Origin of the sequence: Streptomyces sp. NBC_00259 (assembly GCF_036181745.1) — a bacterium.
Lineage (GTDB): Bacteria > Actinomycetota > Actinomycetes > Streptomycetales > Streptomycetaceae > Streptomyces > Streptomyces pratisoli.
In genome coordinates this window covers 2,664,341-2,682,295 of sequence record NZ_CP108080.1, presented here as the reverse complement: position 1 = coordinate 2,682,295, position 17,955 = coordinate 2,664,341, and the positions used below count along the sequence as shown (strand labels likewise).

Here is a 17,955-nt window from a genome sequence, read left to right as displayed (position 1 = left end):
ATCAATTGTCCCGGTACTTGGGCACCGGCGGACCGGATATGCCGGGCAGGTCCTTCTTCAGCCACTTGGCGTACGCCTGCATCCAGGGGCCCGCACGGTACTCGTCGAGGACCTTGTTGACCCGGCGGACGAGGTCGTCCCTGCCCAGTTTGGCCGCCACGCCGTAGTACTCGGTGGTGAAAGGCCTGGCGCCTTTCAGTTCGACGGAGGGGTCCTGCGCCGCCTGGCCCGCCGCGAGGGCCGCGTCCGTCACGACCGCGTCGACCTCGCCGAGCTGCAGCCGGACCAGGCAGTCCAGCTGGTTGGAGACCGTCAACCGGTCCTTGTCGCCGGGGCCTTCGTCGTCCTTGTCCTTGAACTCGGCGCCGTGCGGGTCCTTCGCCAGCGCCTCGTAGGCCGTGGAGCCCTCGGCCGAGCAGACCTTCTTCCCCGCGAGCGACGTGTCGAAGCCGGTGATCGTGGACTGCCGTGGCGCGAGCACCTGCTGGCCGGTCTGGAAGTAGGCCGTGGAGAACGCGACCTGCTTGATCCGGGCGCAGTTGATGGTCATCGTCCGTACGACGAGGTCCACCGTGCCGTTGTTGAGCGCGGCGATCCGCTGGTTGGTGGGCACCGCCCGGAAGATGACCTTCTCGGGGTCACCGAGGATGTCCTGCGCGATCGCCCGGGCCAGATCGATGTCGAAGCCCTCCAGCTTGCCGTCGGCGCGGCGGTAGCCCCAGCGGTAGCTGTTCTGGTCGACGCCGACGATGAGCATGCCGCGTTGCTTGATCTCCTCGATCGCCGGTCCGTCCTCGGAGGACGGCCGCAGCGAGGACTCCGGGCTCTCGCAGTCGTCGGCCTTCGCGGGCTGCGCGGCGGCCGCGGCCGCGCCTGCCTGCGCACCGGCGGGCGGGCCACCGTGCGAGAGCGGAACCAGGGTGAGCACCGCGGTCAGCGCACAGGCCGCCGCCATCGTGGCGACACCTCCCCAGCCGCGGAGCCGGCTCCCCGGCCGACTCGCACGACGCGACCTCGCCGTACCGGCGTCCGGCGTGACATCCGGTGTCCCGCCCGGTGCCACAGCCGACGTCCCGTCCGGGCCCGGTGCCGTGGCCGACGTCCCGTCCGGCATCGCGTCCCCCATCTCTCCCCCTCTCACCGGTACTCCGAAAGCCTGCGCCCGATGCCGAGGATCGCGCCCAGCGCACCGAGCACCGCGAGCGCCGCCGCCCCGATCGGCAGGCCCGCCAGCGCGCCCCTGCCGTCCTGAGCCGACTGCGTGAACTCGGCCTGCTCATGGGCCAGGGCCCGGTCCAGCGCGGCGTCGACCTGGTCGAAGCACTGCCCCGTGGAGCCCTTGCTGCCGATCACCTTGGCCAGTGCCCCGTCGTAGTCCCCGGCCTTGTCGGTGTCGCTGGCGGACTTGTGCCGGGTCTTCCACTCGGACACCGCGGTGACGGCGGTCGCGACCGGTGTGCGGCCCTCGCCGTCGTCGGCGAGGCTCTCCGCCCGGACGAGCGAGTCATGGAGTCTGCTCATGCCCGACGTGTAGTCCGTCTCGTACTTGTCGCTCTTGCCGTCCGCCGTGAGCACGGCGCCACGCGCGACCAGGGTCAGATTCTCGTTGGCCCGGGCCTTCAGACTGCTGATCCGGGCGTCGTTGAGGACCTTCAGGGACTCCTGGCCGTGCGCCCGCGCGTCGTTCAGCTCGACCCTGGCGACCGCGTGCCCCACCCCGAGCCAGAGCAGGATCACCGCGGACGCCGCGGTGGCCGCGAGCAGCCCGTGGTTGAACACCCGGTTCGTGTGCAGGTAGTTGCGGCGCTGCACCCAGACCAGACCTCCGAGCGCCGCCACGCCGATGCCCAGGGACAGGAACGGCCACAGCCGCGCGTCGCCGTGGTCGTCGTAGAGCCGGGCCGTCTCCGCGTCGTACAGCTTCTGGGCCGCCGGGAGCAGCTCCGTGGTCATCTGCTGGTTCGCGTACCGCAGATAGGCGCCGCCGAGGGGGAGTCCCTGGCGGTTGTTCGCGCGGGCCCGCTCTATCAGGCCCGTGTAGCGGGGGAGCTGCTCGTTCAGCGTGGCGATCCAGTGGCCCGACTCGGTGGAACTGTCCGTGTTCGCCGCGGCCTTCACCAGCAGCCGGGACGCACTGGCGATGTCCTGGTGATACCGGTTCCGCGTCGCGGCGGGCTCTTGCGCGCCGGCCAGGAACCCGCTCGCCGCGGCCGTGTCGGCATCGGCGAGGGACCGGTAGATGCTCGCCGCGTCCGCGCTCAGTGGCTGGCTGCGGCTCACCACGTCATCGGCCGCGGTGGCGCGGTCGGCGATCTCCAAGGCGGTCACCACACCGAACGCCACGACCAGCGCGGCCAGTACGGCGCCGATGATCCGCAGCCGGCCCGGCTCCGTCGTCGCGGCGGCGCGCAGCTGCGCCGTCGTCTCCGCCCAGGCGCTGCGCCGCGCGAGGGTCCCCGGGGGTGACGCCGACTCGTCGGCGGACGGCCGTGAGCCCGGTCCGGGCAACGGCGCCGGCAACGCTCCGGGCAACGGCCCCGGCTGCGCCGGGACCTGAGGCACGGGTGGCGCCGGCGGACCTCCCTGATTCGGCGTGTGTGTCACCTTGACCTCCCCCTTGGTCACTGACGACGTCCCGCCTCCCGGCGGGTCGGGGGACGGCTTCCGGCCAGCAGTATGGCCGCAGGGGCGGACATCCACACCCGGGATTCACTGGATCTTGTGCTATTCGGCCCTTTGCGTCAATGCCGCCCCCTGCTTCCCGCGCCCCCACCATCAATACGTCCCCGGACCCCGATCGGTTCCCCTCACGCCGGGGTCAGCGGCGTTGCGCCGTGAATCGGGGCCTGCGCCCGTGGCGCCGCCGGGCGGCGCGCACGAAGGGCTCGGGCGCCACGGACCACTCCCGGTGCACCGTCCGCGACGCGTCACCCACGCGTGTGATGCTGACGGCGCGAACGAGACCCGCCCTCCTGCGCGTACCCCGCCCGCAGTCGCGCCCGCGCCTGCGCCGGCGCTCCGACGTGGTCGAGTCCCAGCAGCGCCGCACCCAGCACCGGTGGCGAGGTGACCACGGACACGGCCGCCTTCGGCGCCCGGGCGGCCAGCAGTTCGTCGATCCTGTCGCTCAGCTGCGGATGACGGGCGGCCAGCACACTGCCACCCAGCACCACGGGCACCTCCTCGTCCAGCAGACCGAGCCGGCCGAGCGCCACCGTCGACAGGGCGACGACCTCGTCCGCGAGCCGGTCGACGATCGCGCGGGCCACCGGATCGCCCGCCGCCCCGGTGGCGAAGAGGACCGGGGTCAGCTCGTGCCTGCGCGCCCCGTCGATACGGCCCAGATGCAGCGCCTCGATCAGCGCGTACATCGACTCCAGACCGAAGTGCGCCGGAAGCGTCCGTGCGAGCTCCGTCGGCTCGCCGCGCCCGTCCTCGGCCCGCGCGGCGAACCACAGCGCCTCCTCGGCGAGTCCGGCGCCCCCGCCCCAGTCGCCGGAGATCCGGCCGATCGCCGGGAAGCGGGCGGTGCGGCCGTCCGGCAGCATGCCCACGCAGTTGATGCCCGCGCCGCACACGACGGCCACGCCCCGTGGTTCGTCGACCCCGGCGCGCAGGATCGCGAAGGTGTCGTTGCGCACGACGGTCGTCCCGCCCCAGCCACGGGCGTGCACGGCGGCCGTCAACTCCTCCTCCTCGACCGGGAGATCGGCGTTGGCGAGGCAGGCGGAGACATGCGTGACGGCCCGGAGCCCGGCCTGTCCGAGGGCCCGTTCCACCGGCTCGGCCAGGCCGTCCAGAGCCGCCCGGACGCCCACCGCGGGCGGCTGGAAGCCCCCGCCGCGCGCCGCCCCGATCACGGAACCGTCGGGCCCGATCACGGCCACGTCGGTCTTGCTGTTGCCGGCGTCGACGGCGAGCACCGACACCGAAGGGGTCACGCCCACGAAAGGTGCTCCCGGTTGTGCGCGATCAGCTGGTCGGTGAGCGCCTCGGCGTACTCGTACTGGCCGATCAGGGGGTGGGACAACAGTGCCTTGAAGACCCGGTCGCGGCCGCCGCGCAGCGCGGCCTCCAGCGCAAGGTCCTCGTACGCCGTGACGTTGGCGATCAGCCCGGCGTACAGCGGGTCGAGCTCCGGTACCGCCAGCGGCGAGGCGCCCTTGGTGCCGACGGCGGCCTGCACCTCGATGACGGCGTCGTCGGGCAGGAAGGGCAGCGTCCCGTTGTTGTACGTGTTGACCACCTGGAACGGGCTGCCTCCCGCGCCCAGGAGCGAGGCGGCCAGATCGACGGCCGCCTCCGAGTAGAACGCGCCGCCCCGCTTGGCGAGCAGCGCCGGCTTCTCGTCGAGTGCCGGGTCGCCGTACATCTCCAGCAGCTGCCTCTCCATCGCGGCGACCTCGGCGGCCCGCGACGGCTTGGTCCTCAGCTCCCGTACGACCGCGTCGTGCGCGTAGAAGTAGCGCAGGTAGTACGAGGGGACGACGCCGAGCCGGTCCAGGACCTCCCGGGGCAGCCTGAGGTCGCCCGCGATGGTGTCGCCGTGCTCGGCGAGCAGGGCCGGCAGGACGTTCTCGCCCTCGGGTCCGCCGAGTCGTACACCCGTCTCCCAGGTGAGGTGGTTGAGGCCCACATGGTCCAGATGCACCTCGCCGGGGGCCGTGTTCAGCAGCGCGGCGAACTTCCGCTGGAGGCCGATCGCCACGTTGCACAGCCCGACGGCCCGGTGACCGGCCTGGAGCAGGGCACGGGTGACGATGCCCACCGGGTTGGTGAAGTCGATGATCCAGGCCTCCGGTGCGGCGCGCCGGACCCGTTCGGCGATGTCCAGCACCACGGGCACCGTGCGCAGGGCCTTGGCGAGCCCGCCGGCGCCGGTCGTCTCCTGACCCACGCAGCCGCACTCCAGGGGCCAGGTCTCGTCCTGCTCCCGCGCGGCCTGCCCGCCGACACGGAGCTGCAGGAGCACGGCGTCCGCTCCGGCGACACCGGCGTCGAGGTCGGCGGTGGTCGTGATGGTCCCGGGATGGCCCTGCTTGGCGAAGATCCGCCGGGCGAGCCCGCCGACCAGGTCCAGCCGGCCGGCCGCCGGGTCGATGAGGACCAGCTCGCCGATCGGCAGGGTGTCCCTCAACCGGGCGAATCCGTCGATCAGTTCAGGGGTGTAGGTGGATCCGCCACCCACCACTGCGATCTTGGCCGGCCGAGGGGCGAGGGGTGGTTCCCCGTGGGAATGCAGCATGCGTGTCAGCCCTTCACTCCGGTCAGTGTGACGCCCTCGATGAAGGCCTTTTGTGCGAAGAAGAACACGACGATCACCGGCGCCATGATCATCACGGTCGCGGCCATCGTCAGGTTCCAGTCCGTCTGGTGCGCGCCCTTGAAGGACTCCAGTCCGTAGGAGAGCGTCCAGGCGGCGGGATTCTCCGAGGCGTAGATCTGCGGGCCGAAGTAGTCGTTCCAGCAGTAGAAGAAGTGGAACAGCGCCACGGCCGCGATCGCCGGCTTCGCCATCGGCAGCACGATCCGCACCATCGTCCGGAACTCGCCGCAGCCGTCGATCCTTGCCGCCTCGGTGTACTCCTTCGGGATGGTCAGCAGGAACTGCCGCAGCAGGAAGATCGTGAACGCGTTGCCGAAGGCGAACGGAATGATCAGCGGCCACAGGGTGCCCGCGAGGTCCAGCTGCTTCGCCCAGAACAGGTACATCGGGATGACGACGACCTGGGGCGGCAGCATCATCATCGCGATGACCAGCATCATCGCCAGACTTCTGCCGCGGAAGCGGAACTTCGCCAGCGCGTAGGCCACCGGGATGCTCGACCCGACCGCGAGCACCGTGCCGAGCCCCGCGTACAGCAGGGTGTTGCGCCACCAGGTCAGGAACCCGGGTGTTTTCCACACGGTGGCGAAGTTGCCCCACTCCCAGGTGCCCGGCCACAGCTCGCGGGTGAGCGCCTGGTCGTCGCTCATCACCGCGGTCAGGAACACGAACACGAAGGGCAGGAGGAAGAACAGGGCGGCGGCGATCGCCAGTGAGTGGACCGCGATCCACTCCAGGGCGGCCCTGCGCCGCGCGCTGCGCAGGGCGGAGCCGCCGCCGGCCGGCCTGCGCACGGCGGGTGCCGCCGGGGTGAGTGTCGTGGTGGGGGTCATCGTTCAGTCCTCCGCCGACAGGAAGCCGGAGCGCCGTCTCATCAGAAACGCTGTGAACACCATGGCCAGCGCGAACAGCACCAGGGCCACGACACACGCGGCACCCGTGTCGAACCGCTGGAAGCCGAGGTTGTAGACGATCTGCGGGACGGTGAGCGTGGTCTTGTCCGGATAGCCGGGCTCGAACTGCTGCCCGGAGCCGCCGATCACCCCGCTGGCGACCTTCGCCGCGACGATCGGTTCCGTGTAGTACTGCATCGTCGCGATCACTCCGGTGACCACGGAGAACAGCACGATCGGGGAGATGTTCGGCAGCGTGACGTACCGGAACCGCTGCCAGGACCCGGCCCCGTCCAGTTCGGCCGCCTCGTACTGCTCCTTCGGCACGTCGAGCAGCGCCGCCATGAAGATCACCATGAGGTCGCCGATGCCCCACAGGGCCAGGATCGTCAGTGAGGGCTTCGACCAGAGCGGGTCGTTGAACCAGCCGGGCTCCGGCAGCCCCAACGCCGCCAGGACGGTGTTCGCCGGTCCCGTACCCGGGTTCAGCAGGAAGACGAACGACATCGTCGCCGCGACCGGCGGGGCCAGGTACGGCAGATAGAACAGCGTCCGGAACAGCCCCGCGCCCGTCCTGATCCTCGTCACCAGCAGCCCGACGCCGAGGCCGAAGACGACCCGGAGCGACACCATGACCACGATCAGCCAGAGCGTGTTGCGCAGGGCCGGCCAGAAGAACGGGTAATCGCCGAAGACGTACGACCAGTTCTTCAGGCCCACCCAGGTGGGCGCGGTGAAACCGTCGTACTTCATGAAGGAGAAGTAGACGGCCGAGACCAGGGGGTAGGCGAAGAAGACGCCGAACCCGATCAGCCAGGGCGACAGGAAACCGAGGGTGCGAAGCGCGGCTCTCCTGCGCTTCGCCCTCAGCCCCGCCGGGACGGGGAGTGCCGCGGTCATCAGCCCGCCTGCTCGTTGTCCTTGTCGACCTGGGCGTCGGTCTTCTTCAGCCCGGCGTCGAGGTCCTTCTCCCGCCCGGCCTCGTAGGCGACGCCGAAGTCCTGGGCGGTCAGCAGGAAGGCGCCGCCGTTCACCGAGGACGGAGCGTGTGCGCTCTTCGGGTGCTGCGCGATGTCGACGAACGTGCGGTACACCGGGTCGTTGTTGAGCTTCGGCGACTTCAGGGCGGCCAGGGTGGACGGCACGTTGTGGATCGCGTTGGCGAAGGAGACGACCGCGTCGGTGTCGGTCGACAGGTACTTCACCAGCTCCCAGGCGGCGTTCTGCTTCTCACTGGTGCCGGCGATGCCGAGGATCGTCCCGGACAGATAGCCCTTGCCGTAGTCGGCGGCCTGGTCGTCCGGCACGGGGAAGGGCGCCGCGCCGATCTCGAACGGCAGCTTCGCGTCCTTCGCCATCTTGCCGCGCCACTCGCCGTCGAGCTGCATGGCGACCTGGCCGGTGTGCAGCGGGTGCTTGGGGCCCCACTCGTCGCCGAGTCCGGTGCGGTACTTCTCCAGCTTCTGGTAGCCGCCCAGCTTGTCGACGAGTCCCTTCTGCCAGGTCAGCAGTTCCTTGGTGTGGGGGTCCGAGGCCAGGCTGGACTTGCCCTCGCCGTCGAGGTACTGGATGCCGAACTGGGCGGCGTAGTGCTCGAAGGTGGTCTCGTAGCCCTGGAAGTTGGGCATGAAGCCGAGCTGCTCGTAGGTGTCGCCCTTGGCCTTGGTGAGCTTCTTGGCGACCTCGTCGAACTCGGAGAGCGTCTTCGGCGGGGCGGTGATGCCGGCCTCGGCGAACGCCTTCTTGTTGTAGTAGAGGCCGTACGCGTCACCCAGCAGCGGCACCGTGCAGCGCTTGCCCTCGTGCTCGGTGTACTTGGCCATCTGCGGCAGGAAGGTCTTCGCCGGGTCGATCTTCGCCTTGTCCAGGAAGGGCTTGAGGTCGGCGAGTGCGTTGGTGGAGCAGAAGCGGCCCACGTTGTCGGTGGTGAAGGAGGAGACGACGTCCGGAGCGTTCGAGCCGCCGGCCCGCAGCGCCTGGTTGAGCTTGTCGTCCGTGATGCCCTTGACGACCTTGACCTTGATGTTGGGGTGCTTCGCCTCGAACGCCTCGATGTTCGCCGCGATCGCCTCGACCTCGCTGGGCGCGCTCCAGCCGTGCCAGAAGGTGAGGGTGGTCCGCGCGTTCGGGTCGTCCTTCGCGCCGGCGTCGTTGGACCCCGTACAGGCGGTGGCGAGCAGGGCTATCGAGGCGGTCGCGGCCAGTGCGACGGCCGTGGTGCGGCGGCTTCCGGGCATGACGCTGTCTCCCTGGGGGCGGGGCATGGACGGGACGGGGTCGGACGGGGCGGAACAGTGGACCGGGACGGGGCAGTGGACCGGAGGCGGACCGGCGGACCGAGGTGGAGCAGTGGACCGGAGCGGGGCTGAGGACCGGGTCGGGGGCGGTGGCGTGGACTTCAGCGCGAGGTGTCGAAGACCTCGTCGCGGGTGGCCGCCAGGGCGCTCTCCAGCGCCCCGCGCAGCACGGGATGCTCCTGCACGTCGCCGATGACGAGACGCGGCCGGGACGGGGCCAGCTCGGCCAGCTCCGACTGGACCCGCGTCCGCAGCGGTTCCCCGCCGGCGACGGTCAGCGGTCCGGAGAGGACGACGAGTTCCGGGTCGAGCACGGCGACCATGGAGGCCAGACCGGTGGCGAGCCCGGTCCCGAAGGCGTCGAGCAGCATGCGGTACGGACCCGACTCGGCCTCCGCGGCCCGCTCCAGCAGTCCGGCCGCCATCTCGTGGTGCGCTCCCTGCCCGATGTCCTCGATGCCGAGCTCCCTGGCCAGCCGGGGCACCGTCTGCGCGCCGGCCAGTTCCTGGAAGCCGCCGCTGCCCGCCTTGGAGACCTGTCGCACCAGGGGCGTACCGGGCACCGGCAGGAAGCCGACCTCGCCCGCGCCGCCGGTGAAGCCGCGGTGCAGCCGTCCGCCGATGACGAGGGCGGCGCCGAGTCCCTCCTCGTTCCACAGCAGAACGAAGTCGTCATGGCCGCGGGCGGCGCCGAGCCGCTGCTCGGCCACGGCGACCAGGTTGACGTCGTTCTCGTACTCGACGGGCATCGGCAGCACGGCCGCCAGTTCGTCGAGCAGCGTGGGGGAGTGCCAGCCGGGCAGATGGGACGCGTACCGGAGCCGCCCGGTCGACGGGTCGAAGGCGCCCGGGGTGCCGATGACCAGGCGGTGCACATCGGCCCGGGTGATCCCGGCCGCCTTCACGGCCCCGTCGAGGGCGTCGGTGACCTGCCGTACGACACCGTCGCCGCGCCGCGCCGGGGTCGGTACGACGAACTCGCCGACGGTCGCTCCGGTGATGTCGGCGACGGCGGCGCGGATGCGCTGCGGGGTCACGTCGAGGCCGGCGGCGAAGGCGGTGCGGGCGTTGATCGTGTACAGCTGCGCGTTCGGCCCCGGCCGGCCTTCGGTGGTGCCGGTGGCGACGACCAGACCCGCGGCCTCCAGCCGGGCCAGCAGCTGGGAGGCGGTGGGCTTGGACAGACCGGTCAGCTTGCCGATCCGGGTGCGCGAGAGCGGACCGTGCTCCAGCAGCAGGTCGAGCGCCGCACGGTCGTTCATGGCACGGAGTACGCGCGGTGTTCCCGGGGTAGTACCGGCCACGACGACCACCTGCCCTTCGAGCATTGTTAGGAAAGTTTCCTAATTGACGACGAGAAGGTAAGTGCCCCGTCGTCGCTCCGTCAATACCCCGCGGCCCGCGAATACCCCGAGACCCGCGAATGCCCCCAGACGTGAAAAGGGCGCCCCCGCCGTGACGGCGGGGGCGCCCTCTCTCGGGCTCGGACGACTTCCTGCGGCGTCCTGAGCCCTCCTGCGACTACTTCGACAGGCTCGCCGGCGGGGAGATGGGGGACGCCGCCAGAGACTGGGGCGACGTCGCCGAGGAGTACGCCGACGGGGCCGCGACGCCGGCCGTCGGGTCCTTCACGGGCTGCTCGCCGTCCGCCTGCAGCGGCAGACCGCCGACGATCCGGATGCCCGCCTCGTCGAACGCGCGCTTGATGCGCCAGCGCAGTTCGCGCTCCACGCCCAGCGCCTTGCCCGGCATGGTCTTCGCGGCGACCGAGACCGTCATCTGGTCCAGCAGCACCTCGGTCAGGCCCAGTACCTCGACCGGACCCCACAGCCGCTCGTTCCACGGCTCGTCCTTGGTCATGGTCCCGGCGGCTTCCTCGATGACCTTGCGGACCTGGTCCAGATCCTCCGACGGGCGCACCGCGACGGCGACGGAGGCCGTCGCCCAGCCCTGGCTGAGGTTGCCGATCCGCTTGACCTCGCCGTTGCGGACGTACCAGATCTCGCCGTTGTCACCGCGCAGCTTCGTCACCCGCAGACCGACCTCGACCACCTCGCCCGAGGCGACACCCGCGTCGATCGAGTCGCCGACGCCGTACTGGTCCTCCAGGATCATGAAGACGCCGGACAGGAAGTCGGTGACGAGATTGCGGGCACCGAAGCCGAGCGCCACACCGGCCACACCCGCCGAGGCGAGCAGCGGCGCCAGATCGATGTTGAGCGCGCCGAGGACCATCAGGCCGGCCGTGCCGAGGATCACGAACGAGGCGACCGACCGCAGGACGGAACCGATCGCCTCGGAACGCTGACGACGCCGTTCGGCGTTCACCAGCAGACCGCCGAGGGCCGTGCCCTCCACGGCCTGGGCGCTGCGGTTCATCCTTTCGATGAGCTTGGTGAGCGCGCGGCGGATCGCGATCCGCAGCAGGACCGCGATCACGACGATCAGCAGGATGCGCAGACCGACGCTGAGCCAGGTGGACCAGTTCTGCTCCACCCAGCCGGCGGCGTTGTTGGCCCTCTCCGCGGCCTCGTCGAGGGTGACGGGCGGGGCAGACGGATCGGCGGCCAGGAACACGGCGGGGACCTCCGGTTGTGCGGTCGGCGGACCATCCACACTAACGGGGCATCGGGTATGCCCCGGTCCTTCACCGGAGGGAGAGACAAGGCTCACCCGGGCATCCTTCCGGTGTGGCCGAGCGCACACAAAATCCTTCCGGCCCGTTACGGGGACGTAGTGGCGCTTCGACCAGGCATGAGGAGAGACTGAGAGCAGATCGTCCCGGCGCGAGCCACGCGCCGCCGGCGTACAAGGAGGCATCCGTGCCGCATGTCCTGGTCCTCAACGCGTCGTACGAGCCACTCGGCGTCGTACCGCTCCGCCGCGCGCTCGTCCTCGTCCTCGAGAACAAAGCCATCTGTCTCGAGGAGTCCGGCGCCTTCATGCACAGTGAGACCCGAGTGATGCCCGCGCCCAGCGTGGTCAGGCTCAAGCGCTTCGTCCGGGTCCCCTACCGGGGGCCCGTTCCTCTGACCCGCCGCGCGCTGTTCGCCCGCGACGGGGGCCGCTGCATGTACTGCGGTGGTGTCGCAACCAGCGTCGACCACGTCGTTCCGCGCAGTCGCGGCGGTCAGCACGTCTGGGACAACGTGGTGGCCGCGTGCCGCCGCTGCAACCACGTCAAGGCCGACCGGCACCTGCGCGAGCTGGGCTGGCGGCTGCGGCACCAACCCGCCCCACCGAGCGGCCTGGCCTGGCGCATCATCGGCACAGGGCATAGGGACCCGCGCTGGCTGCCATATCTGCAGCCGTTCGGCGCGGACGACGCGATGGCCCGGATCGACGGCATATCCGCCTGAGGATCCGGGCCACTGTTGTGTGCGGGTGCCCCCGCCGACCCTCGGGTCAGGGGGCGCCGACCTCCTGCTCCGACACCGCGTACGCCTCCACCGACCACAGCGAGTAGCCGAAGCGGGTCGCGCGTGTCTCGCCCTGCACCCGGACGAAGCGAACCCCCGGCGCGTCCATGCGGATCGACTCTCGGCCGCCCCTGCCGTCGCGGACCGTCGCCGCCGTGCGCCAGTTGCGGCCGTCCGCCGAGACCTGGATGCGGTATCGCGTGGCGTGGGCGTCCTGCCAGTGCAGCACCACCTGGCCAAGCCGGGTCGGCCCGGGCAGCTCCGCCTGCCACCAGGCGCCGTCCTCCGCGGGGGAGGACCAGCGCGTGGCCGGGTCGCCGTCCGTGGCCGCGGAGGCCGGGAAGTCGGGCGTCTCGTCGCCGGAGGAGGAGGCCCTGGCCGTACGCAGCACATCGGGGCCGCCGGTGCGCGGGTAGGCCCGCACCGTCAGGGTGCGCTCCTCGCCGTCGAAGGTGAACGGCACCTGGTACTCGCCCGCCGGAGTCCCCGGCGGCACGGTCACCTCGACCGGCACGGCCGTCCGCCGGCCCCGCGGCACCCGCACCTCCTTCGGCACGGCCACCGTGATGCCCTTCGGAGCCTTCGCGGTCAGCGGACCCCGCACCTCGTCCGGCCGCCGGGCGGCGACGTACGCCTCCGTCCGCTGCGGACCGCCGCCGATGGGCGCGTCCAGTTCGCCCCGTACGAGCGCGAGCCGCGCCCGGGGTTCGTCGGCGAACCACGGAACGAGCGCGTGGACACCGGCCGCCCCGGTGATCCGCAGCGCGTCCACCCGCAGTCCCTGGGTGCGGTGCTGCGTCCAGCCTGACGGGGCGAGCGCGCCGAGCCGGCGCCAGCCCCCGCCCGGCACATGAGCCTCCAGCGTGCCCGTGACGCCGGCCGCGCCCTCCGCGGCGGGCTCGGTCATCGCGGTCACCACTTCGACGGGCCGGGCGCGGTCCAGCCGCACCGTGTACGCGTCGGCGGTCCGGGTCACCGGTCCCGGCCTGCGGTCCGCGCCCGTCCACGCCGCGGACTCCTTCGCCACCCGGGTCAGGAACGGGCCGAGGACGCCGTTGCCGACCGTCACCCGCCGTGCGCCGATCGCCGTGCGCAGCGGCGCGAGGGCCAGCGAGGACCGCCACGCCGTCTCGCCGTCGCCGCGCGCCTGGGCCTGGAGCATGTCGACGGCGACCTCGCCCGCCGTGCCGTAGCGGGCCAACTGGTCCACCCACGGCCCCACTTCGGCATCGAGCGCGGCCAGCCGCCGGGGCGCCTCCCGCATCACGGTGAACGCGGCCCGCAGCCGTTCGGCCGCCGCGTCCCTGGCGTCCGCGTCCGTGCTGGTACGGGACCGCCAGAACTCCGCCAGCAGCGGGCTCAGATAGGCGGACTCGGTGGGGTCGAGGAGGGACGACGCGTGGTTCCCGGCGAGCACGCCGAGCGCCTCCCGGGTCTTCGGGTCGCCGCCCGCGAGGTCGTCTATCGCCGCCCGCCAGGACTCCTGCGGCCGGTAACCCTTGGGGTTCCATGCGTAGTCGGCGGTGGTGAACAGGGGGATGCGGGACGCGGCCGGCTGCTCCATGGCGTTGGCGAGCAACGCCGCCGAGCCCGTCGCGACGGCCGGCTCGCGGCCGGTGTAGGGGCCGAGGAAGAGCCTGTCCTGGGCGTAGTCGTTGACCGGATAGTTGTCCATCGTGACCACCGGGTGGCGGAACACCTCGCGGGCCCCGGCCAGTTCCCGCCCGGTGATGGTGCGCGGTACGACCCCGACGCCGGTCCAGGCGACCTGCACCCGGGCGTCGAGCGCCGAGGCGAGGGCCGTGCGGTACTCGGTCGCGCCGTCCTGGTGGAACTCCGTCGGCATCACCGTGAGTGGCGCCGCCTCGGGGTGGCGTTCCGCGAGATGGTCCGCCAGCTCCCCGGCGAGCCGCGCCTGCGCCTTCGCCGCGGCGGCGGGCCCCGAGCCGAAGGTGTCGGCGTCCCGGTCGCAGTGCCACTCGCTGTAGCTGACGTCCTGGAACTGCAGTTGGAAGGCGCGTACGCCGAGCGCCCACATGGCGTCGACCTTGCGCTTGAGGGCCTTGGCGTCGTCGTCGGAGGCCAGGCACATGGACTGGGCGGGGGCGACGGCCCAGGCGAGCGTCACATGGTTGCGGGCGGCCCGCTCGGCGAGTTCGCGGAACGCGGCGCGCTGGTCGGCGGGATACGGATCGCGCCAGCGGGTCTGCCGGAAGGCGTCGTCGCCCGGCGCGTAGAGGTACCGGTTCTGCTTGGTCCGGCCCATGAAGTCGATCTGCGCCAGCCGCTGTTCGTGGGTCCAGGGCTGTCCGTAGAACCCCTCCGTCACTCCGCGCACGGCCGTGCCGGGCCAGTCCCGCACGGCGACGCCGGCGACCGCGCCGTCCTTCACGAGCTGCCGCAGCGTCTGGGCGCCGTGGAACAGCCCGTCGGCACCGACACCGTCAAGGGCGACGGTGTCCCGGCCCGAGACACGGCCGGTGGCGATGCGGTAGCCGCCGGAGGGCAGATCGGCGCGTTCGGAGGCGCGCAGGGCGCGCAGGGCTTCGAGTGCGCCGCTGCCGCCGAGATGGAGCACAGGGCCACGGCCGGGCAGCGAGGTGTGGACGGTCCGCACCCCGGCGGCACGCAGCGCCTCGCGAACCGCTTCCACGGCGTACGGATCGGCGTCCGGGGCGGCGAGGAGGGTCACGTCCTCACCGAGCCGCACGGCCGGTCCGGTGGACTTCAGCGTCTGCGGACGCGGCCAGACCGCGGGCGGTGTCCCCTCGCCCTCCCGCTCGGGCACCGTGGTGGCGGGGGGACCCGGTACGTCCGGGGCGGCGGCGGCTCCGGGAGCCGTGCCGAGCAGTCCGCCGATGACCGCGACGGCGACGGCCGTCGCCGTCTGCTTTCTGCGCCCGAACCGCACATCAGGCTCCCCTCGACTCCCCGTGCCCCAGCGAAACGGGTTCGAGCCCACCACCGGTGCGGTGAACGTGTCAATGTGGCTGACTGTTGTGTCGTATTTGCCCGACGACGCGCGAGGGACGCGGACGGGCGGCTCAACTCCCGTGCGTGGAGCAGAATGTGACACGGAACACGTTGACGACAGGTGTACGTCTGCGGCCGTGCCCGCTGGGTAGGGCTGCAATGTCCCGTTGCCCACCTTTAGGAGGCCACCCGTGGCCGCTTCCGCGCAGCTGCTGCTCTCCGCCCTGTCCAAACCGGTGCCCGGCCCGCTCACGAGCGAGCCGCCGCTCGCCGGCGCCCTGCCCCTGACCAGCGAGCCGCCGTTCACCGCCGCCCTGCCCCTGACCAGCGAGCCCCCGCTCGCCGACGCCACCCCCCTGACCAGCGAGCCCCCGCTCGCCGAGGCCACCCCCCTCACCAGCGAACCCACCGCCCCCGGCGCAGCCGGCGGCACGGAGTCCCCAGGAGTCTGAATGGGCCTGGCCCGGCTGGCCGCGCTGCACGGTGTCGCCACCACGTACTCGCCCTCGGCGGGCGTCACCGTTCCCGTGCCCGACTCCACGGTCGTCGCGGTGCTCGCCGCCCTCGGCGTGGACGCCGCCACCTCCGACTCGGTCCGCACGGCCCTCGCCGCGGCCGACACCGCCGCCGAGGAGCGCCTCCTCCCTCCGACGGTGGTGGCCTGGCTCCCGGTGACCGGGCCACCCGTCGCCGTTCCTCCGGGCGCCCGTGTACGGGTGCACCTGGAGGACGGCGGCACGCGGGAATGGCGCGAACGCGCACCGCGCGCGGGGGGCGCCGACGAGCAGCCACCCGCGCCCGCCGACTGGGCCGAACTGCCCACCGGCTTGCATGGATTGACCGTGCGCACACCCGACGGCCGCACGGCGCGCGCCACGCTCGTCGTCGCGCCCGAGGCGGTCGCGCCGCCGCCGGGGCGGGCGCACGGCTTCCTGGTGCAGCTCTACTCGCTGCTGTCCGCACGGTCGTGGGGGATGGGCGATCTCGGGGACCTCGCGGAGCTCGCGGCCTGGGCCGGCCGGGCGCTCGGGGCCGGGTTCGTGCAGGTCAACCCGCTGCACGCGGCGGTGCCCGGCGCGCCGACCGACCCGTCCCCGTACCGGCCGTCCTCGCGCCGCTTCCCCGATCCCGTGCATCTGCGGATCGAGGACGTCCCCGAGTACGCGTACGTCACCGGCCAGGACCGGGTCCGCCTCGACGCCCTCGTGGAGAAGGCGGCCGGGCTGCGCGGGACCGTTCTGCGCAAGGGCGCGCTGATCGACCGCGACGCCGTGTGGGAGCTCAAGCTCCAGGCGCTGGAGCTGGTGCTGCGCGTCCCGCTCGGCCCCGGCCGGTGGGCCGCGTACTGCGACTTCCTGGCCGACCGGGGCGAGGCACTGGACGACCACGCCACCTGGTGCGCCCTCGCGGAGATCCACGGCTCCGACTGGCACGCCTGGCCCGCCGGGCTGCGCGACCCGCGCTCCGCGGAGACCGCCCGCGCCCGCGACGAGCTGATGGACCGTGTCGACTTCCACTGCCGGCTCGCCTGGCTCACCGACGAGCAGCTGGCCGCGGCGTCCGCGGCGGCGCGCGACGCGGGAATGCCCGTCGGCATCGTCCACGACCTCGCCGTCGGCGTGCACCCGGGCGGCGCCGACGCCTGGGCGCAGCAGGACGCGTTCGCCGCGGGGATGTCGGTGGGGGCGCCGCCGGACGCGTTCAACGCGCGCGGCCAGGACTGGGGCCTGCCGCCGTGGCGGCCCGACGTCCTCGCCGCGTCCGGCTACGCCCCGTACCGCGGACTCCTGCGCGAGCTTCTCCGGCATGCGGGTGCGCTGCGGCTCGACCATGTCATGGGCCTGTTCCGGCTGTGGTGGGTGCCCATCGGCGCCGAGCCCACCGAGGGCACGTACGTGCGCTACGACGCCGAGGCGATGCTCGCCGTCCTCGTCCTGGAGGCACACCGCGCCGGAGCCGTCGTCATAGGGGAGGACCTCGGCACGGTCGAGCCCGGCGTGCGCGAGACCCTCTCGCGCCGGGGCGTGCTCGGCACGTCCGTGCTCTGGTTCGAGCGCGACTGGACCGGCACCCGCCGCCCGCTGCCCCCGGGTCGCTGGCGCGAGGGCTGTGTGGCCACGGCGACCACCCACGATCTGCCGTCCACCGCGGCCCGTCTCACCGGCGAGCACGTGGCGCTGCGCCACCGGCTGGGGCTGCTCACCCGGCCGCTGGACCAGGAACGTACGGAGGACTCCGCGGAGGTCGCGGAGTGGCGCGCCTGTCTGACCCGGCTCGGTCTGCTGCCCGAGGGCACGCACGACGAGGAGGGCGAGATCCGGGCCGTGTACCGGTTCCTGCTGCGCACCCCCGCCCGGATGGTCGGCGTCTGGCTGCCGGACGCGGTGGGGGACCGGCGGCCGCAGAACATGCCGGGCACCTGGGACCAGTACCCGAACTGGCGGCTGCCCCTCGCGGACGCCGAAGGCCGCCCCCTGACCCTGGAGGAACTGGCCACCTCGCCGCGGCTGCACGCCCTGATGGAGATCTTCCGGACGGCGCCCACACCCCGTACGGGCACCCCGGGCGCGCGCCTCTCCTAGTCGTTCGCTACGTTTGCACCGTGGACAAGAAGAACGCCCTGCGCGCCGGCACCGTCGCGGCCGGTACGACGCTGATGATGCTGCTCATGTCGTCCCCGGCGCTCGCGCTGATCTCCGACGACGGTGACGACCCGGGTCCCGGCCTGAGCGTGGCCGAGACCCTCGGCCTGTTCGTCGCGGCGCCGATCGTCCTGTTCCTGGTGATCGCGGGCCTGGTGATGGTCCTCGACAAGTCCGACAGGCCCAAGAAGCAGGCCTGAGCACCCGCTCCTTCGCACCTTTCGTGAGGGCGCCGCGCGGTACGCACCGCGCGGCGCTTTCGTGCGTTCCCGGCCCGGCGTCCCGACGGGCCGGGAACCAACATGCAGGGGACGTCCCGTAGGCCGTGTCTGACAAATCCCGCCTGGCGCGCGACGCCCGGCACGCACTCCCCCGTAGCCCTTCGGGCACGGGAGGTGCCCCCAC

The 17,955-nt window shown here is 72.3% G+C and carries 14 protein-coding genes; 4 read left to right on the top strand and 10 right to left on the bottom strand.

Translation table 11 applies throughout. The features are described from left to right. Position 1: 1 nt before the first annotated feature. The 9 genes from OG766_RS12020 to OG766_RS11980 all read right to left on the bottom strand — a co-directional run bounded on the left by OG766_RS12020 (position 2) and on the right by OG766_RS11980 (position 11,093). Complete coding sequence (locus OG766_RS12020; RefSeq protein WP_443045478.1) at positions 2–955, bottom strand: glutamate ABC transporter substrate-binding protein; 954 nt, start codon at positions 953–955, stop codon at positions 2–4. Positions 956–1,137: 182 nt separating this feature from the next. Next, complete coding sequence (locus OG766_RS12015; RefSeq protein WP_423247035.1) at positions 1,138–2,604, bottom strand: hypothetical protein; 1,467 nt, start codon at positions 2,602–2,604, stop codon at positions 1,138–1,140. A gap of 323 nt (positions 2,605–2,927) precedes the next feature. Beyond that, positions 2,928–3,941 (bottom strand): N-acetylglucosamine kinase, encoded by a 1,014-nt coding sequence (locus OG766_RS12010; RefSeq protein ID WP_443045603.1) that lies wholly within the window; start codon positions 3,939–3,941, stop codon positions 2,928–2,930. Next, positions 3,938–5,245, bottom strand: a complete 1,308-nt coding sequence (locus OG766_RS12005; protein WP_266374160.1) for a 6-phospho-beta-glucosidase — start codon at positions 5,243–5,245, stop codon at positions 3,938–3,940. The genes OG766_RS12010 and OG766_RS12005 overlap by 4 nt, the downstream gene beginning before the upstream one ends. A gap of 5 nt (positions 5,246–5,250) precedes the next feature. Then, complete coding sequence (locus OG766_RS12000; RefSeq protein ID WP_266374161.1) at positions 5,251–6,159, bottom strand: carbohydrate ABC transporter permease; 909 nt, start codon at positions 6,157–6,159, stop codon at positions 5,251–5,253. A 3-nt stretch (positions 6,160–6,162) separates the two neighbouring features. After that, entirely contained in the window at positions 6,163–7,119 is a 957-nt protein-coding gene (locus OG766_RS11995; protein ID WP_266374162.1) for a carbohydrate ABC transporter permease, read from the bottom strand. Then, the gene (locus tag OG766_RS11990; protein WP_328725275.1) at positions 7,119–8,456 is read right to left on the bottom strand and encodes an ABC transporter substrate-binding protein; all 1,338 of its coding nucleotides are present in this window, start codon (positions 8,454–8,456) and stop codon (positions 7,119–7,121) included. The genes OG766_RS11995 and OG766_RS11990 overlap by 1 nt, the downstream gene beginning before the upstream one ends. A 161-nt stretch (positions 8,457–8,617) precedes the next feature. Continuing rightward, positions 8,618–9,820, bottom strand: coding sequence for an ROK family transcriptional regulator (locus OG766_RS11985; RefSeq protein ID WP_266374164.1), 1,203 nt, complete (start codon positions 9,818–9,820; stop codon positions 8,618–8,620). 217 nt (positions 9,821–10,037) lie between these two features. Beyond that, positions 10,038–11,093, bottom strand: a complete 1,056-nt coding sequence (locus OG766_RS11980; protein ID WP_328725274.1) for a mechanosensitive ion channel family protein — start codon at positions 11,091–11,093, stop codon at positions 10,038–10,040. A gap of 245 nt (positions 11,094–11,338) precedes the next feature. On the opposite strand from OG766_RS11980, the gene OG766_RS11975 reads away from it, so the two are divergent. Next, entirely contained in the window at positions 11,339–11,875 is a 537-nt protein-coding gene (locus OG766_RS11975) for an HNH endonuclease (RefSeq protein WP_266374166.1), read from the top strand. A 46-nt stretch (positions 11,876–11,921) separates the two neighbouring features. Here the strand turns inward: OG766_RS11975 and OG766_RS11970 are convergent, their stop codons facing one another. Next, positions 11,922–14,846 carry a beta-N-acetylglucosaminidase domain-containing protein gene (locus OG766_RS11970; protein ID WP_328725273.1) on the bottom strand — a complete coding sequence of 975 codons (2,925 nt, stop codon included), beginning with the start codon at positions 14,844–14,846 and terminating at the stop codon, positions 11,922–11,924. Positions 14,847–15,099: 253 nt separating this feature from the next. On the opposite strand from OG766_RS11970, the gene OG766_RS11965 reads away from it, so the two are divergent. From OG766_RS11965 to OG766_RS11955, 3 genes are read left to right on the top strand one after another with little or no spacing between them, the layout of a single operon-like run. Then, positions 15,100–15,360: a hypothetical protein gene (locus tag OG766_RS11965; protein WP_266374168.1), complete on the top strand. Its 261-nt coding sequence runs from the start codon at positions 15,100–15,102 to the stop codon at positions 15,358–15,360. Next, positions 15,361–17,490, top strand: coding sequence for a 4-alpha-glucanotransferase (malQ, locus tag OG766_RS11960; protein ID WP_328725271.1), 2,130 nt, complete (start codon positions 15,361–15,363; stop codon positions 17,488–17,490). It begins immediately after the preceding gene. Between the two features lie 20 nt (positions 17,491–17,510). After that, on the top strand, positions 17,511–17,750 hold the full coding sequence (locus OG766_RS11955; protein WP_266374170.1) for a hypothetical protein: 240 nt from the start codon (positions 17,511–17,513) through the stop codon (positions 17,748–17,750). The last annotated feature ends 205 nt before the right edge of the window (positions 17,751–17,955 follow it).

Excerpts from the sequence above, each read along its gene's own strand:
- OG766_RS12020 (WP_443045478.1), bottom strand. The coding sequence starts at position 955 with ATGGCGGCGGCCTGTGCGCTGACCGCGGTGCTCACCCTGGTTCCGCTC.
- OG766_RS12005 (WP_266374160.1), bottom strand. The coding sequence starts at position 5,245 with ATGCTGCATTCCCACGGGGAACCACCCCTCGCCCCTCGGCCGGCCAAG.
- OG766_RS12000 (WP_266374161.1), bottom strand. The coding sequence starts at position 6,159 with ATGACCCCCACCACGACACTCACCCCGGCGGCACCCGCCGTGCGCAGG.
- OG766_RS11995 (WP_266374162.1), bottom strand. The coding sequence starts at position 7,119 with ATGACCGCGGCACTCCCCGTCCCGGCGGGGCTGAGGGCGAAGCGCAGG.
- OG766_RS11990 (WP_328725275.1), bottom strand. The coding sequence starts at position 8,456 with ATGCCCGGAAGCCGCCGCACCACGGCCGTCGCACTGGCCGCGACCGCC.
- malQ (WP_328725271.1), top strand. The coding sequence starts at position 15,361 with ATGGGCCTGGCCCGGCTGGCCGCGCTGCACGGTGTCGCCACCACGTAC.